Origin of the sequence: uncultured Roseovarius sp. (genome assembly GCF_913054395.1) — a bacterium.
Classification (GTDB): Bacteria; Pseudomonadota; Alphaproteobacteria; order Rhodobacterales; family Rhodobacteraceae; genus Roseovarius.
The window spans coordinates 1-21,242 of sequence record NZ_CAJXIP010000027.1; the positions used below are offsets into that span (position 1 = coordinate 1).

A 21,242-nucleotide genomic window follows, 5' to 3' on the forward strand; every position below is an offset into this window, starting at 1 on the left:
GGCACAGGCGATCCGTAAAAAAAGCCCGGGTCGCAAAACCCGGGCCAATTTCTGCGCTCTTGTCTGTGCGATCTAGTTCAGCGCGGCGTCGGTAATGGCATGGGTCCAGGCGCCGTCGCCGGGGTGTTTGCTGATCACCGGATCAGAGCCGCCCGACAAAAGCGATTGTACGGTGCGCTCGAAATCTGCCGGATCCAGCGCGCCGTTGCTGCCTGATGTCAGCTTGGCAACCTCTGCCATCATGCGGATCTGGTGGCTTTCGGTCTGGGCACCGGTGGCGTCATTGTCGAGCACGATCATCGCTGCCTCTTCGGGGTTTTCCTCGGCCCATTTCCAGCCCTTCATCGAGGCGCGCACAAAGCGCGTCAGCTTGTCGACCTCGGCGGGATCGGCAAGCTTGTCTTCCAGCACATAAAGCCCGTCTTCCAGGGTCGCGACGCCCTGATCCTCGTATTTGAAGGTGATAAGCTGATCCTCGCTGATCCCGGCATCAATCACCTGCCAGTATTCATTATAGGTCATTGTCGAAATGCAATCGGCCTGTTTTTGCAACAGGGGATCAACGTTAAAGCCCTGCTTGAGAACGGTCACGCCATCCGCGCCACCCTCGGTCGGCATGCCAAGCTGGCTCATCCATGACAGGAAGGGGAATTCATTGCCGAAGAACCAGACACCAAGGGTGCGCCCCTTGAAATCCTCCGGCCCGGTCACGCCGGTTTCCTTGAGACAGGTCAGCATCATGCCCGATGATTTGTAGGGCTGTGCAATATTGACCAGCGGCAGCCCCTTTTCCCGCGCCGAAAGGGCGGCCGGCATCCATTCCACCGTTACATCGGCGCCACCGCCCGCAATCACCTGTGTCGGGGCGATATCCGGGCCCCCCGGCTTGATCGTGACGTTGAGGTCTTCGTCATCGTAAAACCCCTTGTCCTGCGCCACGTAATAGCCCGCGAACTGCGCCTGCGTGACCCATTTGAGTTGCAGCGTAAGGTCATCCGCCGCCTGCGCCATGCCCGCCGCCGAGGTTAGCGCCGCCAGGCCAAGGCTTGCCATAAATGTTTTCATCGGTCGTCTCCCTTTTTCAAGTTCAGGCCTTATGTCCGGCCTCTTTGTGAGGGGTGCCAAAAGGTCACCGCCTTTTCGATAAGCGCCATGGCGCCGTAAAATCCCGATCCCACAATCGCCGCCACGACGATTTCTGCCCAGACCAGATCAAGCGCCAACTGTCCCACCGACGTGGAAATCCGAAACCCCATGCCCTTGATGGGCGAGCCGAAAAACTCTGCCACGATGGCACCGATCAGGGCCAGGGTGGTGGCAATCTTCAGGCCGTTGAACACAAAGGGCATCGCGGCGGGCAGGCGCAGCTTCAATAGTGTTTTCCAATAGCCCGCCGCATAGGTGCGCATCAGGTCGCGTTGCATGGCATCGGTATCCTGCAAGCCCTGCACGGTGTTTACCAGCATCGGGAAAAACACCATCACCACCACGACGGCCGCCTTGGATTGCCAGTCAAAGCCGAACCACATTACAAGGATCGGCGCCATGCCGATGATCGGCAAGGCGGCCACGAAATTGCCGACCGGCAAAAGGCCGCGCTGAAGGAAGGGAAAACGATCGATGGCGATGGCCGTCAGGAAGGCGGCACCGCAGCCGATGATATAGCCCGACAGGGCGCCTTTAAGGGCGGTCTGTACGAAATCCGCCCAGAGGATATGGGTGGATTTGGCAAACGTCGCGGCAATCGCTGTAGGGGGCGGCAACAGGATAGGCGAGATATCAAGCCCGCGCACAAGGCTTTCCCAGATCACGATCAGCGTCAGACCAAAGATAAGCGGTACCAAAAGGCTTGTTTGCCGTGTTTTCGGGCGATGAGACAGGCGGGAATTGATCCACCAGCCAAGCGCCCAGACCGTAGTCCCCAATACAAGCCAGCCCATCACACCATCCCCATGCGCTTGAGCGTGATACGCTGGACCAGCCCGATAAGACCCACCAGCGCCGCCGCGAGCGTGGCCGCCGTGATCAGGGCGCTCCAGATCTGGATCGTCTGGCCGTAATAACTCCCCGCCAGCAACCGCGCGCCAAGCCCGGCCACGGCGCCGGTCGGCAACTCGCCGACAATGGCGCCGACAAGGCTCGCGGCCATGCCGACCTTGAGCGAGGTAAAGAGATAGGGCATCGACGACGGCAGGCGCAGGCGCCAAAAGGTCTGTGACGGAGTCGCGTTCCATGTACGCATCTGGTCAAGCTGCATGGCGCTCGGGCTGCGCAGCCCCTTGACCATGCCGACAACCACCGGAAAGAATGACAGATACATCGAAATCATCGCCTTGGGCAGCAGCCCGGAAATGCCCACCGCATTCAGTACCACGATGATCATCGGCGCAATCGCCAGAATGGGAATGGTCTGGCTGGCGATGACCCAGGGCATCACGCTCATATCCATGGTGCGATTATAGACAATACCGATCGCAAGCGCGACGCCAAGGGCGGTGCCGAGCAAGAATCCGAGGGCGGTGGCGCTAAAGGTGATCCAGCTGTGATAAAACAAGGAGCGTTTTGAAAACCCGCGCCCCGCCAGCACCATCGCGCCCGTCGTCTTCCATATCTCGGCCGCCACCTGATGCGGGGCGGGCAGCTTGGGTTTTTCCTGCGACCAGGTCTCGGCCACCATCGCGCCAAACCCAAGCTCCTGGCCTGCGCGCGCCGCCTGATCCCGTGCCCAGGGCGCATTCAGGGCCACCGCCGCCCCGTACCAAAGCGCAAAGAGCGTGGCGACCACGGTGAGAATAGGCAAGACATTACGCATCATGCCGCCCCTGCTTTCATCTTTCCATAAATACTCAAAACACTCAGCGTGCCGCATGCGCAGAATTTGAGTATTTTTAGAAAGATGAAAGTATTTGGTGTTTTTCTTCTCATGCGGAACAGGCTGGAGAGCCGATGGCCGTGAAAGGTGAAAGTCCCTCTCCCCGTCATACGGGAGGGGGCAATTTCCATGCATCCCGGATTAAACAGCATCGCCGTGCCCCGCTCTCAATCCTTCGCGCACGCGATGCGCGACCTCCAGGAATTCGGCTGTGTCCCGGATATCAAGCGGGCGATCACGCGGGAGCGGGCTCTCGATGACATCGGTGATCCGTCCGGGACGGGGTGACATCACCACGATCTTGGTGGAAAGGTACACCGCCTCGGGGATCGAGTGGGTGACAAAACAGATGGTCTTGTCGGTCCGGTTCCACAGGTGCAAAAGCTGTTCGTTCAGATGGTCGCGCACAATTTCATCCAGCGCGCCAAAGGGTTCGTCCATCAGCAGGATATCCGCATCAAAGGCCAGGGCGCGGGCGATGCTGGCGCGCTGCTGCATGCCACCGGACAGTTGCCAGGGGAACTTTTTCTCAAAACCCGCCAGGTCAACCAGCTCAAGAACGCGCTTCACCCGCGCGTCCTGGTCGGATTTGTCATAACCCATGATTTCGAGTGGCAGGCGGACATTGCCACCGATGGTCCGCCAGGGATACAGCCCCGCCGCCTGGAACACATAGCCATAGGCACGCGATCTGCGGGCTTCTTCGGGGCTGACGCCATTGACGGTGATTGCCCCCGCCGTCTGTTGTTCCAGATCTGCCATAACCCGCAGGAATGTCGTCTTGCCACAGCCAGACGGCCCGATAAAGCTGACGAAGTCGCCCTTTTCGACGTTAAGGCTGACATCTTTCAGCGCGTGCACTGGCCCGTCATTGGTCTGAAACGTCAGCGACAGGTCCGTTGCGCTGATCACTGTGTTTTTCGTCAAACTTCATCCCCTGCTTGCCCGGCTCTACTGCGCCGTGCTGGCCTGTCTTTGTCAAGGCGTTACCCCTTGGCTTTGTCACCTGGGTGGCGCCGTTTTTCAGATTCCTGCCGGAATATTAAGCGGATCGCGTTCAATCATCTTGGGCGCGGTCAGAGCCTTCCATTTGCTCAGCGCCTCGTGGGCCGATGGAAAGGCCGGGCGTGGCACGAACCGGCCACGGCCTGGTTGCGGTTGTGAATTCTGCCCCCAGGCCCAGATCACCTCGCCGCGACTTAGGGTATAGCGGCTCTGCGCGCTGACCTCAAAGCCCTCAAATACGTTGTAATCCAGAATCGAGTGGTGGTTCGCCGGTGAAATCGTTTTGCTGATTTTCGGGTCCCAGACTACGATGTCGGCATCGGCCCCTTCAACGATTGCGCCTTTTTTCGGGTATATATTCAGGATCTTGGCGACATTCGTGCTGGTCGCTGCGACGAATTCATTCGGCGTCAGGCGGCCGGTCTCTACCCCTTGGGTCCAGAGCATGGCAAGCCGTTCTTCGACACCGTTCGACCCGTTGGGGATGATCCGGAAATCGTCTCGTCCGGCGCGTTTCTGCGCGGTGGAAAAGGCGGCATGATCGGTGGCCACAACTTGTAGCGATCCCGATTGCAACCCGGCCCAAAGGCTATCCTGATGCGCCTTGTTGCGGAACGGCGGCGACATGACGCGGCGCGCCGCATGGTCCCAATCCTTGTTGAAATACTCGGACTCGTCCAGCGTCAGGAACTGAATCAACGGCTCGCCATAAACCCGCATGCCTTTCTGCCGTGCGCGCCGGATGGCCTCATGCGCCTGTTCGCAGGAAACATGCACGATGTACAAAGGCACGCCCGCCGCATCGGCGATACAGATCGCGCGGTTTGCCGCCTCACCCTCGAATTCGGGCGGACGACTATAGGCGTGCCCCTCGGGTCCGGTGATGCCCTGGTCAAAGTATTTCTGTTGCATCTCGGCGACAAGATCACCGTTTTCGGCGTGCACCATCGGCAAGGCGCCAAGCTCCGCGCAGCGTTTGAAGCTGGCGAACATCTCGTCATCCTCGATCATCAACGCGCCCTTGTAGGCCATGAAATGCTTGAAGGAATTGACGCCCATTTTCACCGCATCTTCCATCTCGGAAAACACATTTTCGTTCCAGCCGGTGATCGCCATGTGATAGCCGATATCGCTGCAAATCTGCGGTGCGCTTTTGCGGTGCCATTCGTTGATCGCATTCTTGATGCTGCCATCGGCCCCCGGAAGACAAAAATCCACCAGCATCGTCGTTCCGCCACAGGCCGCTGCCCATGTGCCTGTTTCAAAGGTTTCTGCGGCGGTGGTGCCCATAAAGGGCATCTCGAGGTGGGTATGCGGATCAATCCCGCCGGGGATCACATAGGCGCCGGTCGCATCAATATATTCGTCACCGGTCAGGTCCTCGCCGATCTGCTTTATCGTCTCGCCCTCGATCAGGACATCGGCCTTCCATGTGCGATCCGCCGTGCAGACGGTGCCGTTCTTGATGACTTTGGTCATGCCATATCTCCGTTTGTCATAGATTGCGTTTGCGCTTCTTCTTGCCGGAAATATCCCGGGGGAGTCGCGCCCGCGCGACGGGGGCTGCGCCCCCGATCATTCCACTATTTCCGCTGTCTCCAACACTGCATGCATTAGAACATCGGTTCCCGCTGCGGCCCATTCGCGGGAAATTTCCTCGGCCTCGTTGTGCGATAACCCATCCACACAGGGGCACATCACCATTGCCGTCGGCGCCACCCGGTTGATCCAGCAGGCACCATGCCCCGCGCCCGAAATCAGGTCGCGGTGCGAATAGCCAAGCCGTTCGGCGGCGCTGCGCACGGCCCCGACACAGCCTTCGTCAAAGGTCACCGGGTCAAACCCACCGGTTTTTTCAAAGGCAATGCTAAGCCCCATCTGCCCGCAAATATCTGATGCGCCCATGCGCAGCTTGTTCTCCATATCCTCGATTACCGCCTTGTCGGGCGAGCGGAAGTCGACGGTAAACACCGCCTTGCCGGGGATCACGTTGCGCGAGTTGGGGTAGATGTCGATATGCCCCGCCGCGCCAACCGCATCGGGGGCGTGGCTCAGGGCGATCTGTTCCACCAGTTCCAGCACCCGCGCCATGCCCAGGCCTGCGTTCTTGCGCATCGGCATCGGGGTCGATCCGGTATGGCTGGCATTGCCCTCGATCGTGACCTGGGTCCAGCTTAGCCCCTGGCCATGGGTGACCACGCCGATGTCCTTGCCCTCGGCCTCGAGGATCGGGCCCTGTTCGATATGCAGCTCAAAAAACGCGTGCATCTTGCGTGCGCCCACGGGCTCATCCCCGCGCCAGCCGATCCGGTCAAGTTCGTCGCCAAAGCGGGTGCCATCGGCATCGGTACGGTCTTCGGCCCAGCCCTGATCGTGGACCCCGGCAAAAACCCCCGAGGCAAGCATGGCCGGGGCAAAGCGCGTTCCTTCTTCATTGGTCCAATTGGTCACGACGATCGGGTGTTTGGTGTTGATGCCAAGGTCATTCATCGTGCGGATGATCTCAAGCCCGCCCAGCACGCCAAGGACGCCGTCATATTTGCCACCCGTGGGTTGGGTGTCGAGGTGGGAACCGACATAGACAGGGAGGGCATCCTTGTCGGTCCCCTCTTTGCGGGCAAACATGTTGCCCATCGTATCCAGCCCCATTTCAAGGCCTGCGTTCTCGCACCAGGACTGGAAAAGTTTACGCCCTTCGCCATCTTCATCGGTCAGGGTCTGGCGATTGTTGCCACCTGCCACACCGGGGCCGATCTTGGCCATTTCCATAAGGCTGTCCCAAAGGCGGTCTGCGTTGATCTTGAGGTTCTCGCCGGGTGCGGCCATCTGAAATCTCCTGGGTGGAAGGGCGTGCGGGCTGCTCAGCGGCCCCTTGCCGTCGAATTTTCCTGACCGTATGGTCAAGAAAAGAGCACCATAGGTTGACCAACCGGTCAAGATTTTTCTCGGGGTGATCTGCAATGATCGCCATGCCTCGCCGGTTGCGTGACATGGTCTTTCCCCACTGCCGAAAATAGCCCATGCTGAGCGGGTCCATGCCGGAGTAGACGATGAACGACCCAAGCCCGATCCGAAAGCCAAGCCGGATTCAACAGCGCAATCGAAAACTTATTCTCGATGCTGCGTTAGAGGTGTTCTCAAACCATGGCTATCGCGGGGCGACGCTCGATCTGATCGCGGCCCGCGCCGGGCTGAGCAAGCCGAATATTCTCTATTATTTCGAAGGCAAGGAAGACATTCATGTCACCCTCCTGAACCAGTTGATGGATAGCTGGCTTGCACCGCTGCGCGAGATTGACCCAATGGGCGACCCGATGGAAGAGGTCCTGGCCTATGTCCATCGCAAGCTGGAGATGTCGCGGGATTTGCCGCGCGAAAGCCGGCTATTTGCCAATGAAGTGTTGCAGGGCGCGCCGCGCATGGCGCCGCATCTTGAAACCGTCCTGAAGCCGCTTGTCGATGACACGGCGGACCTGATCGAGGGCTGGATCGCGGCGGGAAAGTTGGCCGCCGTCGACCCGCGCCACCTGTTGTTTTCGATCTGGGCCACGACCCAGCATTATGCCGATTTCGACGCGCAGGTGCGGGTCCTGATGGATGAGGCCGACGTACAGGAGGGCGCGCGCGCGCATCTCGACATGATGTTTCGCAGGCTTCTCGTGCCCTGACCCGCCATTAACGTTGCGGCGGCCAGGACGGCAGTCATGACCGTGATGATCCGCTTTGCCCCGACTGGTCCCTGGATTGCCCAGGTGATTTTCGCCGAAGAATCCCGGGTCTCACTCTGCCGCGCAACGTCCGGGATTGTTGGGGTGGGTTGTCCAGTTGGCATATTCTTCCTGCACAACCTTGCCGGTGCGCGGATCAACCGCGCCTGTCGGCATCCGCTCCATCGTGATGCACCCCTCGACCGGGCAGACATTGACGCAGAGATTGCAGGCGACGCATTCGTCGTCCTTGACCTCGAATACGCGATCGTCGGACATTGAAATCGCTTGGTGCGAGGTATCTTCGCAGGCCGCATAGCAGCGCCCGCATTTGATGCAATCGGCCTGATTGATCTTGGCCTTGGCCACGTAATTAAGGTTCAGGTCCTGCCAGTTCACCACATTCGGCACCGCGCGTCCGATAAGCTGGTCAGTCGACGTGAACCCCTTGTCATCCATGTACTGCGACAGGCCCGAGATCATTTCCTGCACCACCTTGAACCCATAGGTCATCGCTGCCGTGCAGACCTGAACGTTGCCAGCGCCAAGCGCCATGAATTCGGCCGCGTCGCGCCAGGTGGTCACCCCGCCGATCCCGCTGATCGGCAGGCCCGCCGTCGCCGGATCGCGGGCGATTTCGGCCACCATGTTCAGGGCGATGGGCTTTACTGCCGGGCCGCAATAGCCGCCATGCGCGCCTTGCCCGTCAATCGTGGGTTCGGGTGCAAAAAGGTCCAGATCCACCGAGGTGATCGAATTGATCGTGTTGATCAGAGATACCGCATCGGCGCCGCCCTCTTTGGCCGCCTGCGCGGGTTTGCGGATATCGGTGATGTTCGGGGTCAGTTTCACGATGACCGGCAGGTCACTGTGCTTTTTGCACCAATGGGCCACCTGTCCCACATATTCCGGCACCTGTCCCACGGCGCTTCCCATGCCGCGTTCGCTCATGCCATGCGGGCAGCCAAAGTTGAGTTCTACCCCGTCACATCCCGTATCCTCGACCCGGTGCAGGATGTCTTTCCAGGCGTCCTCGTTTACCGGAACCATCAACGAGGCAATAAGGGCGCGGTCGGGCCAGTCGCGCTTGACCCGCTTCATTTCCTCAAGGTTCACCTCAAGGGGGCGGTCGGTGATCAACTCGATATTATTCAGGCCCAAAAGGCGGCGATCGGCCCCCCAGATGGCGCCATAGCGCGGGCCGTTGACATTCACGACCGGCGGTCCGGCCTCGCCCAGGGTTTTCCACACGACGCCGCCCCATCCTGCCTCGAAGGCGCGGCGGACGTTGTATTCCTTGTCCGTGGGCGGGGCCGAGGCAAGCCAGAACGGATTCGGGGATTTGATGCCGATGAAGGTGGTTTCGAGATTGGCCATTGGGCTGGCTCCTTTCCCTGTTGGGCTTGCCGGTCAACCGGGCAAGCGAAAGATCATTTCGACGGGTGCGATATCACCGGCACCCACGGATTTTACCATATTCCGGATTTTCAACTGTGCGTCCTCGCCCATCAGCAGGCCAAGCCCGACGGGCGGCGGGCTGCTATCCTGCAAACTCGCCGAGAGGCGGGCAAAGAAATCGCGGGCAAAGGCACCGCGTTCGCGTTGCGCCACCAAGGTAAAGCCGCCTTTGTCCGCAGCCGCAAGATAGGCGTCAGGCCTGTCCAGAAACGATGTGTCGGCGGAGCTTGCCCAAGGCACGGGAAACTCCGGATGGGCCTTTCCAACCTGCATGACATCATAGACGGCAAAACTGCCGCCGGGTTTCAGGACGCGGGCCACCTCGGAAAAGAGTTTAGCCTTGTCGGGCAGGTTCATGCCCACATGGATCAAGGTCGCCAGATCAAAGGTCTGGTCGTCAAACGGCATGTCCAGAGCGCTGCCGACAACGAATTCAGGGCTCAGCCCGACCAGTTTTGTCAATCTGCGCGCGGTTTCCACATATTCGGGGGTCAGGTCCAGACCGGTTACAATCGCGCCATGGCTGTGGGCCATATGTCGCGCCGTGCCGCCGATGCCAGAGCCGATGTCCAGAGCGCGGCTTTGCGGGCCGATATCGACCTGCGCCATCAGGTCCCGTGTCGCCTCGACCCCGCCAATGTGGAATTCATCGACCGCCTTAAGATCGTCGGGCGTCAGATTGTCTTCTGATTTTCCAAGCTCTGCCAAGCCGGTGATGATCCGGTCATAAAGCCCGAGCCTGCCGTAATGCCGGGCGACATTTGACTCTGTAAGGCTCATAACGATCCCCTCGCCAATTGTGGATTATCCCAGCAGTGTAGCATGAATATCCATCGCCGCATCGCGCCCTTCGGCCACCGCCGTGACGGTAAGGTCATCGCCGCCCGTGGCGCAATCGCCCCCGGCCCAAAACCCCTTTGCGCTTGTGCGCCCGGCGCCGGTGACGGCGATCTTGCCCCCCTCAAGGTCGGGCAGGTCGCCACAGTCAAGCGATTGGCCGATGGCCTTGAAGACCTGATCGGCGGCAAGGCGAAATGTCTGGCCGGTCGGGGTCAGCGCGTTATCGGTATATTCAAATTCGACCTCGCGGACCGACCCGTTGCCATGCACCGCAACCGGGCTGGCATTGGTGATGATGCGCACCCCCTTGGAGGCGGCGAGATCCTGTTCAAAGCGGCTTGCATTCATCCGCTCGCGGCCCCGGCGATAGACAAGAGTGACGTTGAGGGCCCCCAAAAGGCGGGCTTGCACGGCGGCATCCACCGCCGTCATGCCGCCGCCGATCACCACCACGTCACGCCCGATGGGCAGGGTGGCAAGATTGTCGGCCTGTCGCAAGTCGGAGATGAAATCGACCGCATCGCGCAGGCCTTCGGCGTCTTCACCATCAAGCCCAAGCGCGTTCACGCCGCCAAGGCCGATGCCAAGGAACACCGCATCATGGTCGCGGCGCAGATTGCGCAGCGAAAGTTCGCGGCCCAGCCGTTTACCGGTCGCAAGGGTGATCCCGCCGATCTGCAAGAGCCAGTCCACCTCTTTGGCGGCAAAGCCCTCGGTGCTTTTGTAGGCGGCAATGCCGAATTCGTTAAGACCACCGGGTTTGGCGCGCCCGTCATACAGGGCCACATCATGGCCAAGCATTGCAAGGCGATGCGCGCAGGCAAGGCCCGCAGGGCCGGCGCCGACAACCGCAACCGATTTTCCGGTGGGGGCGGCGCGGCTGAACGGATGGGTGCCGCTCGCCATCAGGGTATCGGTGGCATAACGCTGAAGGCGGCCGATCAGAACCGGCTTGCCCTCGGCGGCCTCGCGGACACAGGCCTGTTCACAAAGCGTTTCTGTCGGGCAGACACGGGCGCACATGCCGCCAAGGATATTCTGCCCCAGGATCGTCTGCGCGGCGGCCTCGGGCGTGCCGGTGGCAATCTGACGAATGAAGAGCGGGATGTCGATATCGGTGGGGCAGGCGGTGATGCAAGGCGCATCGTGGCAGAAATAACAGCGGTCCGCCGCCACCAGCGCCTCGTGATCATCAAGGGCGGGGTGCAGATCGGCAAAGTTATCGGCAAGCTCTGCGGGATCAAGGCGACCGGCGGCGATGCCGGGGGTCAACGCTGTGTCACTCATGGCGGTCTCCATAGATTGGATGGCTGCCCACAGTATTCCACGATTTAAAATTTTATCAATTGGTAAAATTTATTAGGCTGACAAAAAAACACTGCCATGCGTCGTAGGGTGGTTTGTGCATGAATAACGGGCAGGGGCGGCTTGCCAGGCCTTGCGGTCTGTCGCGGGTGGTGCGTCTGACGGGTATGGAGAGTGGCGGAGCGCCCCTAGCGCGAGCGCTCGTGCTCGAAACGCTGGCGCGCGATGGATTCGTTGCGATCTGCCTTTTGCTGATCGGCAAGCGATTTCTCGACATAGTCCAGATGCGCAATGACGGCTGCGCGGGCGGCTTCGGGATTGCGGGCCTGAATGGCAGTGTTGATGGCGTGGTGTTGATCCAGAAGCGCGCCGCGGGTGGTGCGCTGTTTGAACATGATCTGGCGATTATAGAACACCCCTTCGCGCAACAGCTGGAACATCGAGCGCATCATATGCAGCATCACGACGTTATGGCTGGCCTCGATGATGGCCATGTGAAATTCCGCATCAAGGCGCGCCTCATCCGTCGGGTTGGTCTTTTTGTGGGCGCATTCCATCTTGTCCATCACGGTCTGGATCACCTGCAAATCGGTGTCCGAGGCAAGCCGCGCGGCGCGGCAAGCGGCGAGCCCCTCATGATCGCGACGAAACCCGATATAGTCGAAAACCGCCTCGTCATGATCGGCGAACAACCGGATCAGAGCATCGGAAAACGCGCTTCCCAGAACGTCGGCCACATAGATACCGGCACCGGCGCGGGTGGTCAAAAGCCCCTTGTCCTGCAATTCCGCGACGGCTTCGCGCAGCGAGGGGCGCGAGACGCCAAGCTTCTCTGCCAGGTCTCGTTCGGCGGGCAGGCGTTCCCCCGGCCGCAGGATACCCCGCAGGATCAGCTTTTCGATTTGCCGGGTGACAGCAGTAGAAAGCTTTTCCGGTGTGACTTTTTGAAATGGCATTTGCGCGACCTTGATCAATTGGTCAGATCATATGACCGCTTTTCTGTTACGGCAACCCTGTCGTTTAGCCGTGCGGCTTGCTCATCTGCCATTTGTCGGACTGGCTTGGCAAAAAGGCTTCGACCGCCGCCGTGGCAATGACAAGGGTTTCGCCACTTTCGGGGTCGGTGACGTTTTGTCCGCCCTTGACGGCATGCACAGTGGCGCGCCCGCGCGGCAGGCCAGCCTCAAGCGCGCTTGTGTCAAGCTTGTCGGGGTCCTGCACGCCCACGGTCACGGCCACGCGCATTTCGGTATGCTTAATGTCGGTATTGAGGAAAATCGGCAGGGTGGAATGGCGGATCGCATCCTCGATCGCGCGGGTGGCGGCCTTTTGGTAGTCCATCCCGTGCAGGTCATTACCCATGCCCATCTCGATAATGAACCGCTGATCAGTCATGCGCCTTCTCCATATCAAACGAGACCGAAATCGCCGCATTGGCGATCACCGTCGGCTTGCCCTGTGGGCGCGGGATATCAAGGCCGCCATGGCCCACCGTCACGGTGATCTGGCCATAGGGGAACACCTCGCTCAGGGTGCTGGTGTCCACCTGATCGGGCTGTTGCACGGCGATCTCCACATCGACGATCATCGCCTCTTTGGGAAAGCCGAACAGCTCTGCCATGTTGATCGAATTGTGCCACAACGCATCCTGCAACGCGCGCTTGGCGGCCTGTGTGTAATCCTGACGGCGCAGCGATGTGCCCATGCCGAACTCCGTCAAAACGCGGGTTTTGGGCATGTCTTAAAACTCCACCCCGATCTGTGCCTTGATGCCGGAGCGGAACGGATGCTTGATCAGCTCCATTTCGGTCACAAGATCGGCGATCTCGATCAGCTCGTCCTTGGCGTTGCGCCCGGTCAGGACGACATGGGTCATATGCGGCTTTTCCTCGGCCAGGAATTCCACCACCTCGTTGATATCAAGGTAATCATAACGCAGCGCGATATTTATCTCGTCCAGAAGCACCATCTTGTTGGCCTCGTCGCGGATCAGGTCCTTGGCCTTTTCCCATGCGGCCCTAGCCATTTCGATGTCGCGGTCGCGATCCTGGGTTTCCCAGGTAAAGCCTTCGCCCATGGTGTGAAACGCGCAGATATCCTGAAACTTGGCCAGGATCATGTCGCGCTCGCCGGTGCTCATCCCGCCCTTGATGAACTGGACCACGGCGCATTGCATGTCATGCGCGATACAGCGAAAGATCATCCCGAAGGCGGCCGAGGATTTACCCTTGCCCTTGCCGGTATGCACGATGATCAGGCCCTTTTCGTCGGTCTTTGTCGCCATGATCTTGTCGCGGGCAGCCTTTTTCTTGGCCATCTTCATCGCGTGGCGTTCGCTATCGGCAGTCATTGGCGGGCTCCTTGGGCATTAGAGGAATAGGGACAACACATAAGGCGCAATCAGGGCGGTTAGCAAGGCATTGAGGCCCATGCCGATGCCGGCAAAGGCGCCGGCGGTTTCATTGACCTGAAAGGCCCGCGCGGTGCCGATGCCATGCGCGCTTACCCCCACCGCGAAGCCGCGCGCGCGCCAGTCGCGGATGCGCAGGGCGTTCATCAGGGGGGTCACGATCACCGCGCCGATGATTCCGGTCAGGATCACCAATGCCGCGGTCAGGGTGGGCAGGCCGCCAAGTTGCTCGGAAATACCGATTGCCACCGGCGCGGTGGTGGATTTCGGGGCGATGGAGGCAAGCTGTGCGCCCTCCACCCCAAGCGCCTGTGCGATCCAGAGCGCCGTGGCAATGGCCGTCACCGATCCGACCACAAGCGCGCCCAGCATCGGGATCAACGTGCGGCGCACATGGTGCAGGTTGCTGTAAAGCGGTCCGGCAAGGGCGACGGTGGCGGGACCAAGCAGGAAATGCACGAATTGTGCGCCCTCGAAATAGGTCTGATAGGGGGTGCTTGTGCCCCAGAGGACGACCGCCAGAATGGTCATCGCAACCAGCACGGGATTCACGACAGGGTTGCCGTGACTGGCGCGAAATGCTGCGTCGCCAATAACATAGGCGACCAGCGTGGCGGTCAGCCACAACAGCGGTTCCTCGCTGAGATAGGACCAGATTTCGGGCAGCGAAGTCATGTCTGATCCTCGCGCGATCCGGTCAGCCGGGCGAGGCCGACAAAGGTCAGCGCGCCCGCCGCAAGGGCCAGGGCGGTGCTCAGGACAAGGGCGGCCATCATGGCAACGCCGGTCTGGCCAAGCGCCTCGGCATGGCTGATCACGCCGACACCGGCGGGTACGAACAGCAGGGAAAGATGCGCCAGCAGACCCTTGGTGGTCTCAAGCATGCGCGCGGCCAGTTTCGGCAGGAGCATGAAGGCCGCCAGCAAGAGCGCCATGCCGATCACCGGGCCGGGCACCGGCAGGGACAGAGCACGCGATACGACCTCTCCGGCAAGCTGAAAGGCAAGGATGAGGGCAAAGTTGACAACCATGAGCGGGGCCTTCCTGTCCTAGGGTCATGGGGCAGCATAAGCCGCGCCGGGTAGAGATGAAAAGCACCCTTCTTTCGGCGCGCGTTCAGACCCTGTTAACTCTTTTGCCGCCAGTCTTGGGGCCATGCGTTTGCCTGTCTGGACCCTCTTGCCGTTACTGGCCGCCTGCAACACGCCCGGACAGGAGTTTCGGGGGATTGATCCGGTGCGGGTGAGCATCGCCCAAAGCACCTTTGATGTGCGGGTCGATGGCACATATGCCCAGGCGATCCGGCTTAATCGCGAATGGGCGCCGAGATTCGAGGCGGTGGCGCCGCGCGGCGCGGCGGCGATCCAAAAGGTCAGCGGGTGCAGGGTGACGCGGCTTTGGGGCGATCAGGCGGTGATGCTGGCGCGGCTGGATTGCGGGGCGGGCGCGCCACCTTTGCCGCCGGGACCGGCCTATTACTGTGAGCTTGATCACATCCATGGCGCCTATGCCGATCTGATCTGTCTGCCGCGTCCCTAGGGCCGCCGCGTGACCTTGGTGTCGCCACGACCAGCCCCCCGCCCCGTTCCGCCAAGGGAGCGGGTCATGGTGATGCTGGTCGGACGATCATATCCCGGATGCGCCGTTTCCGCGATCCGCCGGAAGCCGAGGGCACCGAAGGTCGCATGGTTTTCGACCAGCTCGATGCGGGTTTCCAGTGTCACGCTTTCAAGGCCCAGGCGCTCTGCGCGATGCAGCGCATGTTCAACCAGTGCGCGCGCCAGCCCCTTGCCGCGCTGATTGCTGTCGACGGCCAGCTTGCCAAGGTAAAGCGTGTCGGGCCTTGGCGTCAAAATCATGCAGGCGATGGGGCGTGCCTGATCTTCCATGACCCAGACCTCGCGGTTTTCGGCCATCTCCCTCAGCCCATCAACGGTCAGCCGGTTCAAGGACGAGGGCGGATCAATCCGCCCCTGCATATAGGCAAAGCACCGCGTCAGCAGGGCGTGCAGCGCCGCAAAATCATCGCTCATCCCGTATCGTCGCATCATGGCCTTCCTGTTACGCGACCCCGCCTGTCAGGGTGGCGGGGCGCCCCGTCGCGCCGCCTCGATCCGCGCGCGCGCAGAGTTCGAGCGCGGCAACCAGAGCCCACGGTCGATGGCCTCGGCCAGCCGCTCTGCCATTTCGCGCAGGGCGGGGGCGTTGTGTTCGGCTATGAACTCGCGGGTGTCATCGTCTTCCAGAAACGCCGCCTCGACCAGATCGAAATGATGCCCGCGCACCGCGCCCGTGGTTGCGGCAAAGGCGAAGAGGTAATCGACCGTCGCCGCCATCTCGAACGCGCCCTTGTAGCCATGGCGCTTGACGCCTTCGATCCATTTCGGATTGACCACCCGGCTGCGCACGACGCGGCCGATCTCATCCTCAAGGGTTCGGATCACCGGGCGTTCGGGGCGCGAATGGTCATTGTGGTAAATCGGCCGGTCACGTCCCTGAAGGGTGCTTACCGCCGCCGCTGCGCCGCCTTCGAACTGGTAATAGTCGTCGCTGTCCAGAATGTCGTGCTCGCGATTGTCCTGGTTCTGCACGATCGCCTCGGTCTGGCGCAGGCGGGTTTCAAGGCCGGCACGGTCACGGCGCCCCTCATCGGCGGTGCCATAGGCATAGCTGCCCCATTCCAGATAGGCCTCGGCCAGATCGGCCTTGTCGGACCAGAGCCGTTCGTCGATCATCGCCTGAAGCCCGGCGCCATAGGCCCCTGGTTTCGCACCGTAAACCCGAGCCTGCGGTCCCTCGCTTCGCGCGCGCGCCGCAGCCGGGTTAAGGTCGTCGGGCTCGTCCAGTGCCATGACCGCGCGTGCGGCAGAGTCGACCAGCGCAATGAGCTGCGGAAAGGCGTCGCGGAAGAACCCGGAAATCCGCAGGGTCACATCAACCCGCGGGCGCCCCAGAACGCCCTGCGGAAGGATTTCAAACCCGGTCACGCGGCGGTTGGCGGCATCCCATTTCGGCTTGACCCCCATCAGGGCAAGCGCCTGCGCGATATCGTCGCCGCCGGTGCGCATATTGGCCGTCCCCCAGGCTGTCAAAAGCAGGCTGCGCGGCCAGTCGCCGTGGGTTTGCAGGTGTTTCTCAATCAACAGGTTCGCCGACTTCCACCCGAGGGCCCAGGCCGTTGGTGTCGGCACGGCGCGGCTGTCGACGGAAAAGAAATTGCGCCCGGTCGGAAGGACATCAAGACGTCCCCGCGTGGGCGCGCCGGATGGCGCCGGGGCGACGAATTGCCCTGAAAGGGCGGTGAGAAGGCCCGTCCCTTCCATCGGTCCACAGGCGCGCAAGGTCGGGCGTACATCGCTTTCGGCACGCTCGAGAACCGCGCGGCTTGCCGCCCCTTGCGGGGGCCTCGTGCCCTCAAGAAGCTGCGAGGCCAGTTCTTCCAGCCGCTCGACCGTGTCGCCATTGCTGCGCCATGCGCCGGGGGCCGCATCGGCCAGAACCTGCGGGTTTGGCCCGGTCCAGGCTGCGGCCATGTCGCAATCAAGCGGATCAAAGCCAGGGCCAAGGTCAAGGTCCGCTGCCAGTGCGCGGATGATCGAGGCATCGCCGCCGACCGCCTGATCGCGCGGCACGCGCAGGAGTGCCTGCAACAGGTCGCGTTCCTGCCGCCCGGTCGGCGATTGGCCAAAGATATGCAGGCCGTCGCGAATTTGCGCTTCTTTCAACTCGCAGAGATAGGCATCAAGCTTGGCAAGGTCGCTGTCCTCATCGGCGCCTTCCATGCCGACATCCTTGTCCAGGCCGGTGGCCGAACTCAGCGTCAGGATCTCGCGGCGCAGATGCGAAATCCGTCGCGGATCAACGCCTGCGGCCTCGTAATATTCATCGACCAGGGCCTCGAGGTCACGCAACGGCCCATAGGTTTCGGCGCGGGTCAGGGGCGGCGTCAGGTGGTCGATGATCACCGCCTGCGCGCGGCGTTTGGCCTGCGTGCCCTCGCCGGGATCGTTGACGATGAACGGATAGACATGCGGCATCGGCCCAAGCACTGCCTCGGGCCAGCATTCCTGGCTAAGCGCAAGCGCCTTGCCGGGCAGCCACTCCAGGTTGCCATGTTTGCCCATGTGCACGATGGCATGGGCGCGAAATTGATGGCGGAGCCAGAAATAGAACGCCAGATAGTTGTGCGGCGGCACTAGATCGGGCGAATGATAGGTGTCGGTCGGGTCGATGTTATAGCCGCGCGCCGGTTGCACGCCGACGACCACATTGCCGAATTCAAGAACCGACAGGGAAAACTGTCCGCAATCGACTTCGCCCGGCGTAAAGAACGGATCCGCCTCGGGCGCGCCCCACCTTGCCTGGACCGCTTCGCGCATCGCCCAGGGCAGGCGGGCATATTCGATCTGATAGTCGGCCATCGACAGGGTGACGCCGCCCTGCCGCTCGGCGCGATCGGTAAGCCAGTTCGTCGGTCCCGCCATCACCGCCTGCATCAGGCTATCGCTGTCCGCCGGGGCATTTGTCACATGGTATCCGGCATCGGCCAAAAGGCCGAGTGCATGGACCGTGGCGGCGGGCGTATCAAGCCCAACGCCATTGGCCAGCCGCCCGTCCTTGTTGGGGTAATTCGCGAGGATCAGGACGACGCGCCGCTCGGGCGCTGGTGTATGGCGCAGGTGCGCCCAGTTGCGCGCCAGATCGGCGACGAATTCAACCCGGTCGCCCTGCGCGCGATAGGTGGCGATGGGGCATTCGGTTGCCTCGTCGAAAAAGGCCTCGCCCTTGAAGCTGATGGCGCGGCTCAACACCCGTCCGTCGACCTCGGGCAGTGCGACATTCATGGCAATGTCGCGACCCGACAGCCCGCTCAGCCCCTCGGCCCAGGCCTCTTCGCCGGACCCGGCAAGCACCACCTGGAACACTGGCGCGCCGTTGGCGGCGGGCATGGTAAGCGGGTTGAGCGGGCTGTCGTCGCCTTTGTGTGGCGAGCCGACCGCGAAGGAGGTGCAGTTCAGGATCACCGAGGGCGGGGCCTCTGTGAACAGATGCTCAAGCGTGGCGGTCGAGACCTGATCTTTGAGGGAGGCGACGAAAACCGGCAGCGGGTTCAGCCCCGCGCGCAGCAAGGATTTGACCAGCCGGTTGATCGGGTTCAGGCCTGCGCCCTGTACAAGGGCGCGGTAAAAGATCACCGGCACGACGGGGTGATCGGGGGCCCATGCGGCGCGCGCGGCCTCCAGGCCGGCGATGCCTGCGCCGGGCCAATAGACGCCTGCGCGCAACAGCGGGCTTGCCGCAGCAGGTTTCTCGCATTGCTCGATTATCGACTTGGCATAGCTCAGGAAATTCGCCGAATTTTCAGGGCCGCCCTCGACCAGATAGGCCCAGAGGGCATCATAGTCTTCATCAGCCACCGTCGAGAGCCCGCGCAGATCGGCGTCGGGTTTGTCATCGCCCGGCAACAGGGCAAGCGGCACGCCCGCTTCGTGACAGCGCGCGGCAAACTGTTCGGCCCCATATTTCCAATACCCGGTGCCGCCCAGAACCCGCGCGATCACAAGCCGGGATTTGGTGGCGCAATTGTCGAGATGGAGGTCGACCGACATCGGGTGTTGCAGATGGGTGAGATTGGCCAGCCGCAGGCTTGGCGCCTGGGTCATTTCGGCGCGCGCGGCACTCAGCGCTGCAAGCTCGGTATCGGCGGCCGAGACAAACACGACATCGGCCGGCGTCTGGCCCAGATCGACCGGCTCTTTGCCGTCATCAATGGTTCCGGGGGTGGCGGCAAGAAGGTGCATCAGGCGGTTCCAGCTTGATTGACAGGGCGGATTGCGGCAATAGATCCGCAACGGCTGCGAATGGTGCGGCCTCTTGCCGAAAGGGCAAAGTCATGAATTACAAAGCGCAGGGTGCCCCCAAAAAAGGCAACAACGCCCCCCGACACAAAGAGCACAATCAACCGGGCGGTCCGAAAAACCCCTTTGGCGCCCGCCAGAGCAAGGAAGAGTTGATTGCCAAGCTTAAAAAGCAGGCCGAGAAGAAAAAGTCTGACTAGGCTCATAGGGTCCTTTCCATGAAAATCGACGAGGGCGCGGCGGGATAGTCGCCGAACGGCCCGCGCACCGCATAGCCGTGGCGCTCGTAAAGCCGATGGGCGGCGTAAAGTACATTGCCTGTTTCAAGCCGCAACAGCGGCAGGTCGAGCGCGCGCGCCTCATCCTCGATCTGGCGCAGGATCGCGTCGGCAACGCCCTTGCCGCGCGCGCTTTCATCCACGAACATGGATTTCACCTCGCCGTAGCCCTCTTTGAGGGCAAGCGCGCCGGTGCCGACGATGTGGCCGTCAATCCGTGCGGTAAAAAACCGGATATCATCGGTGCAAAGCTCTTCTATATCGAGGAAAAAGTTATCCTCGGGTGGAAACAGCGATTGCATCAAGGCGTGGCTGGCACGCAAAAGCGCGCTCGCTTCCGGGTCTTTCGGGCTAGTGGGCGCGACGATGATCATGCACAGAGCGCGGCTTCGATGGCGGCGCGGTCAAGACCTGCCTGACCGATCACCACAAGCCGGGTTTCACGCTGCTGGCTGCCGAAGGGCTGATCGAAATAGGTGGCGACGCGCGGGCCGACCGCCTGCAATGTTAGGCGCATCGGCTTGCCGCTGACGGCGGCGAACCCCTTGAGGCGCAGGATGTCATGGGCGCGGATGACATCGGCAACCTGTTGGGCAAACCCCGCAGGATCGGCGATTTCGGTCCGGGTGACGACAAAGCTTTCAAAGGCATCATGGTCGTGATCGTGATGATGGTCCTCATCATGGTGATCATCGTCGTGCTCGTCATCATGATCGTGGTGGTGATGGTGAAGCTCGTGGCGGCTTTCCATATCGGCCTCGGCGCCGATGCCCTGACCCAGAAGTACATCAATCGGCAGCGCGCCCATGGTCGATGTAACCACCTGAACGCCATCGCGGCTATCTGTGCGAAGTCGGCTTACAAGCGCCGTCATTTCATCCGCATCCAGCAGATCGGATTTGTTGACCACGATCATATCGGCACAGGCCATCTGATCCTCGAACAACTCGGAGAGCGGCGTTTCGTGGTCAAGATTCTCGTCAAGTTTGCGCTGTGCATCGACGGCGGCCACATCATGCGCGAAGCGGCCCTCGCTCACGGCCTTGCCATCGACCACGGTGACCACGCCATCGACGGTGACGCGGGTCGAGATTTCGGGCCAGTTGAAGGCGCGCACAAGCGGTTGCGGCAGGGCCAGCCCCGAGGTTTCGATCACGATGTGATCGGGTGCATTCTCACGCTCCAGCAGTTTTTGCATGGTGGGGATGAAATCTTCGGCGACGGTGCAACAGATACAGCCATTGCTAAGCTCCATGACGTCATCCTCGGCGCAGCCCTCGATGCCACAGCCCTTGAGGATATCCCCATCGACGCCAAGATCGCCGAATTCGTTGATGATAAGGGCAATGCGGCGGCCGCCTGCGTTCTCCAGCATGTGGCGGATCAGCGTGGTTTTTCCTGCGCCCAGAAAGCCGGTCACGACGGTGGCGGGGATTTTTGCGGGCATGGTTAAAAGCTCCTTGAAAGGCTTGCGTTTGGGCGGGCAACCGGCCTAATCCCGATACAAAG

23 protein-coding genes are annotated in these 21,242 nt (G+C 61.3%); 3 read left to right on the plus strand and 20 right to left on the minus strand.

The window, feature by feature from the left end:
* Positions 1-72: 72 nt before the first annotated feature.
* The 7 genes from QZ522_RS05790 to QZ522_RS05820 form a co-directional block, all read right to left on the minus strand.
* Positions 73-1,065, minus strand: a complete 993-nt coding sequence (locus tag QZ522_RS05790) for an ABC transporter substrate-binding protein (protein WP_294608605.1) — start codon at positions 1,063-1,065, stop codon at positions 73-75.
* 29 nt (positions 1,066-1,094) lie between these two features.
* Positions 1,095-1,940 (minus strand): ABC transporter permease, encoded by an 846-nt coding sequence (locus QZ522_RS05795; RefSeq protein WP_294608607.1) that lies wholly within the window; start codon positions 1,938-1,940, stop codon positions 1,095-1,097.
* Positions 1,940-2,815 (minus strand): ABC transporter permease, encoded by an 876-nt coding sequence (locus QZ522_RS05800; RefSeq protein WP_294608609.1) that lies wholly within the window; start codon positions 2,813-2,815, stop codon positions 1,940-1,942. Before QZ522_RS05800 ends, QZ522_RS05795 begins: the two co-directional genes overlap by 1 nt.
* A complete protein-coding gene (locus QZ522_RS05805; protein WP_294608611.1) occupies positions 2,812-3,024 on the minus strand; it encodes a hypothetical protein in 213 nt (70 codons plus the stop codon). The genes QZ522_RS05800 and QZ522_RS05805 overlap by 4 nt, the downstream gene beginning before the upstream one ends.
* On the minus strand, positions 3,014-3,799 hold the full coding sequence (locus QZ522_RS05810) for an ABC transporter ATP-binding protein (protein ID WP_294608613.1): 786 nt from the start codon (positions 3,797-3,799) through the stop codon (positions 3,014-3,016). The genes QZ522_RS05805 and QZ522_RS05810 overlap by 11 nt, the downstream gene beginning before the upstream one ends.
* A 96-nt stretch (positions 3,800-3,895) precedes the next feature.
* The gene (gene hydA / locus QZ522_RS05815) at positions 3,896-5,356 is read right to left on the minus strand and encodes a dihydropyrimidinase (RefSeq protein ID WP_294608615.1); all 1,461 of its coding nucleotides are present in this window, start codon (positions 5,354-5,356) and stop codon (positions 3,896-3,898) included.
* 96 nt (positions 5,357-5,452) lie between these two features.
* Positions 5,453-6,703, minus strand: coding sequence for a Zn-dependent hydrolase (locus QZ522_RS05820; RefSeq protein ID WP_294608617.1), 1,251 nt, complete (start codon positions 6,701-6,703; stop codon positions 5,453-5,455).
* Positions 6,704-6,927: 224 nt separating this feature from the next.
* Between QZ522_RS05820 and QZ522_RS05825 the strand changes: the two genes are divergently transcribed.
* Positions 6,928-7,545: a TetR family transcriptional regulator C-terminal domain-containing protein gene (locus tag QZ522_RS05825; RefSeq protein WP_294608619.1), complete on the plus strand. Its 618-nt coding sequence runs from the start codon at positions 6,928-6,930 to the stop codon at positions 7,543-7,545.
* Positions 7,546-7,656: 111 nt separating this feature from the next.
* Here QZ522_RS05825 and preA read toward each other — a convergent pair whose 3' ends face one another.
* The 9 genes from preA to QZ522_RS05870 form a co-directional block, all read right to left on the minus strand.
* On the minus strand, positions 7,657-8,961 hold the full coding sequence (gene preA, locus QZ522_RS05830; RefSeq protein WP_294608621.1) for an NAD-dependent dihydropyrimidine dehydrogenase subunit PreA: 1,305 nt from the start codon (positions 8,959-8,961) through the stop codon (positions 7,657-7,659).
* A 33-nt stretch (positions 8,962-8,994) separates the two neighbouring features.
* Positions 8,995-9,822, minus strand: a complete 828-nt coding sequence (locus QZ522_RS05835) for a class I SAM-dependent methyltransferase (protein ID WP_294608623.1) — start codon at positions 9,820-9,822, stop codon at positions 8,995-8,997.
* Positions 9,823-9,846: 24 nt separating this feature from the next.
* Positions 9,847-11,169, minus strand: a complete 1,323-nt coding sequence (locus QZ522_RS05840) for an NAD(P)-dependent oxidoreductase (protein ID WP_294608624.1) — start codon at positions 11,167-11,169, stop codon at positions 9,847-9,849.
* A 206-nt stretch (positions 11,170-11,375) separates the two neighbouring features.
* Positions 11,376-12,143, minus strand: a complete 768-nt coding sequence (locus tag QZ522_RS05845; protein WP_294608626.1) for an FCD domain-containing protein — start codon at positions 12,141-12,143, stop codon at positions 11,376-11,378.
* Between the two features lie 64 nt (positions 12,144-12,207).
* A complete protein-coding gene (locus tag QZ522_RS05850) occupies positions 12,208-12,582 on the minus strand; it encodes a Lin0512 family protein (protein ID WP_294608628.1) in 375 nt (124 codons plus the stop codon).
* Entirely contained in the window at positions 12,575-12,925 is a 351-nt protein-coding gene (locus QZ522_RS05855; protein WP_294608630.1) for a Lin0512 family protein, read from the minus strand. Before QZ522_RS05855 ends, QZ522_RS05850 begins: the two co-directional genes overlap by 8 nt.
* 3 nt (positions 12,926-12,928) lie before the next feature.
* The gene (gene cobO / locus QZ522_RS05860; RefSeq protein WP_294608632.1) at positions 12,929-13,537 is read right to left on the minus strand and encodes a cob(I)yrinic acid a,c-diamide adenosyltransferase; all 609 of its coding nucleotides are present in this window, start codon (positions 13,535-13,537) and stop codon (positions 12,929-12,931) included.
* A gap of 18 nt (positions 13,538-13,555) precedes the next feature.
* A complete protein-coding gene (locus QZ522_RS05865) occupies positions 13,556-14,272 on the minus strand; it encodes an LrgB family protein (RefSeq protein ID WP_294608634.1) in 717 nt (238 codons plus the stop codon).
* Entirely contained in the window at positions 14,269-14,628 is a 360-nt protein-coding gene (locus tag QZ522_RS05870) for a CidA/LrgA family protein (RefSeq protein ID WP_294608636.1), read from the minus strand. Before QZ522_RS05870 ends, QZ522_RS05865 begins: the two co-directional genes overlap by 4 nt.
* A 124-nt stretch (positions 14,629-14,752) precedes the next feature.
* Here QZ522_RS05870 and QZ522_RS05875 point away from each other — a divergent pair, with 124 nt between their 5' ends.
* Positions 14,753-15,136 (plus strand): hypothetical protein, encoded by a 384-nt coding sequence (locus QZ522_RS05875; RefSeq protein ID WP_294608637.1) that lies wholly within the window; start codon positions 14,753-14,755, stop codon positions 15,134-15,136.
* Here QZ522_RS05875 and QZ522_RS05880 read toward each other — a convergent pair.
* Positions 15,133-15,645 (minus strand): GNAT family N-acetyltransferase, encoded by a 513-nt coding sequence (locus QZ522_RS05880; RefSeq protein ID WP_294608674.1) that lies wholly within the window; start codon positions 15,643-15,645, stop codon positions 15,133-15,135. The genes QZ522_RS05875 and QZ522_RS05880 overlap by 4 nt on opposite strands.
* Before the next feature lie 30 nt (positions 15,646-15,675).
* The gene (gene cobN / locus QZ522_RS05885; protein WP_294608639.1) at positions 15,676-19,398 is read right to left on the minus strand and encodes a cobaltochelatase subunit CobN; all 3,723 of its coding nucleotides are present in this window, start codon (positions 19,396-19,398) and stop codon (positions 15,676-15,678) included.
* Positions 19,399-19,490: 92 nt separating this feature from the next.
* Here cobN and QZ522_RS05890 point away from each other — a divergent pair, with 92 nt between their 5' ends.
* Positions 19,491-19,655 carry a hypothetical protein gene (locus QZ522_RS05890; protein ID WP_294608641.1) on the plus strand — a complete coding sequence of 55 codons (165 nt, stop codon included), beginning with the start codon at positions 19,491-19,493 and terminating at the stop codon, positions 19,653-19,655.
* A gap of 2 nt (positions 19,656-19,657) precedes the next feature.
* Here the strand turns inward: QZ522_RS05890 and QZ522_RS05895 are convergent, their stop codons facing one another.
* Together QZ522_RS05895 and cobW are read right to left on the minus strand one after the other, a co-directional pair.
* Entirely contained in the window at positions 19,658-20,107 is a 450-nt protein-coding gene (locus QZ522_RS05895) for a GNAT family N-acetyltransferase (RefSeq protein ID WP_294608643.1), read from the minus strand.
* On the minus strand, positions 20,104-21,180 hold the full coding sequence (gene cobW, locus QZ522_RS05900) for a cobalamin biosynthesis protein CobW (RefSeq protein ID WP_294608645.1): 1,077 nt from the start codon (positions 21,178-21,180) through the stop codon (positions 20,104-20,106). Before cobW ends, QZ522_RS05895 begins: the two co-directional genes overlap by 4 nt.
* Between the last annotated feature and the right edge of the window lie 62 nt (positions 21,181-21,242).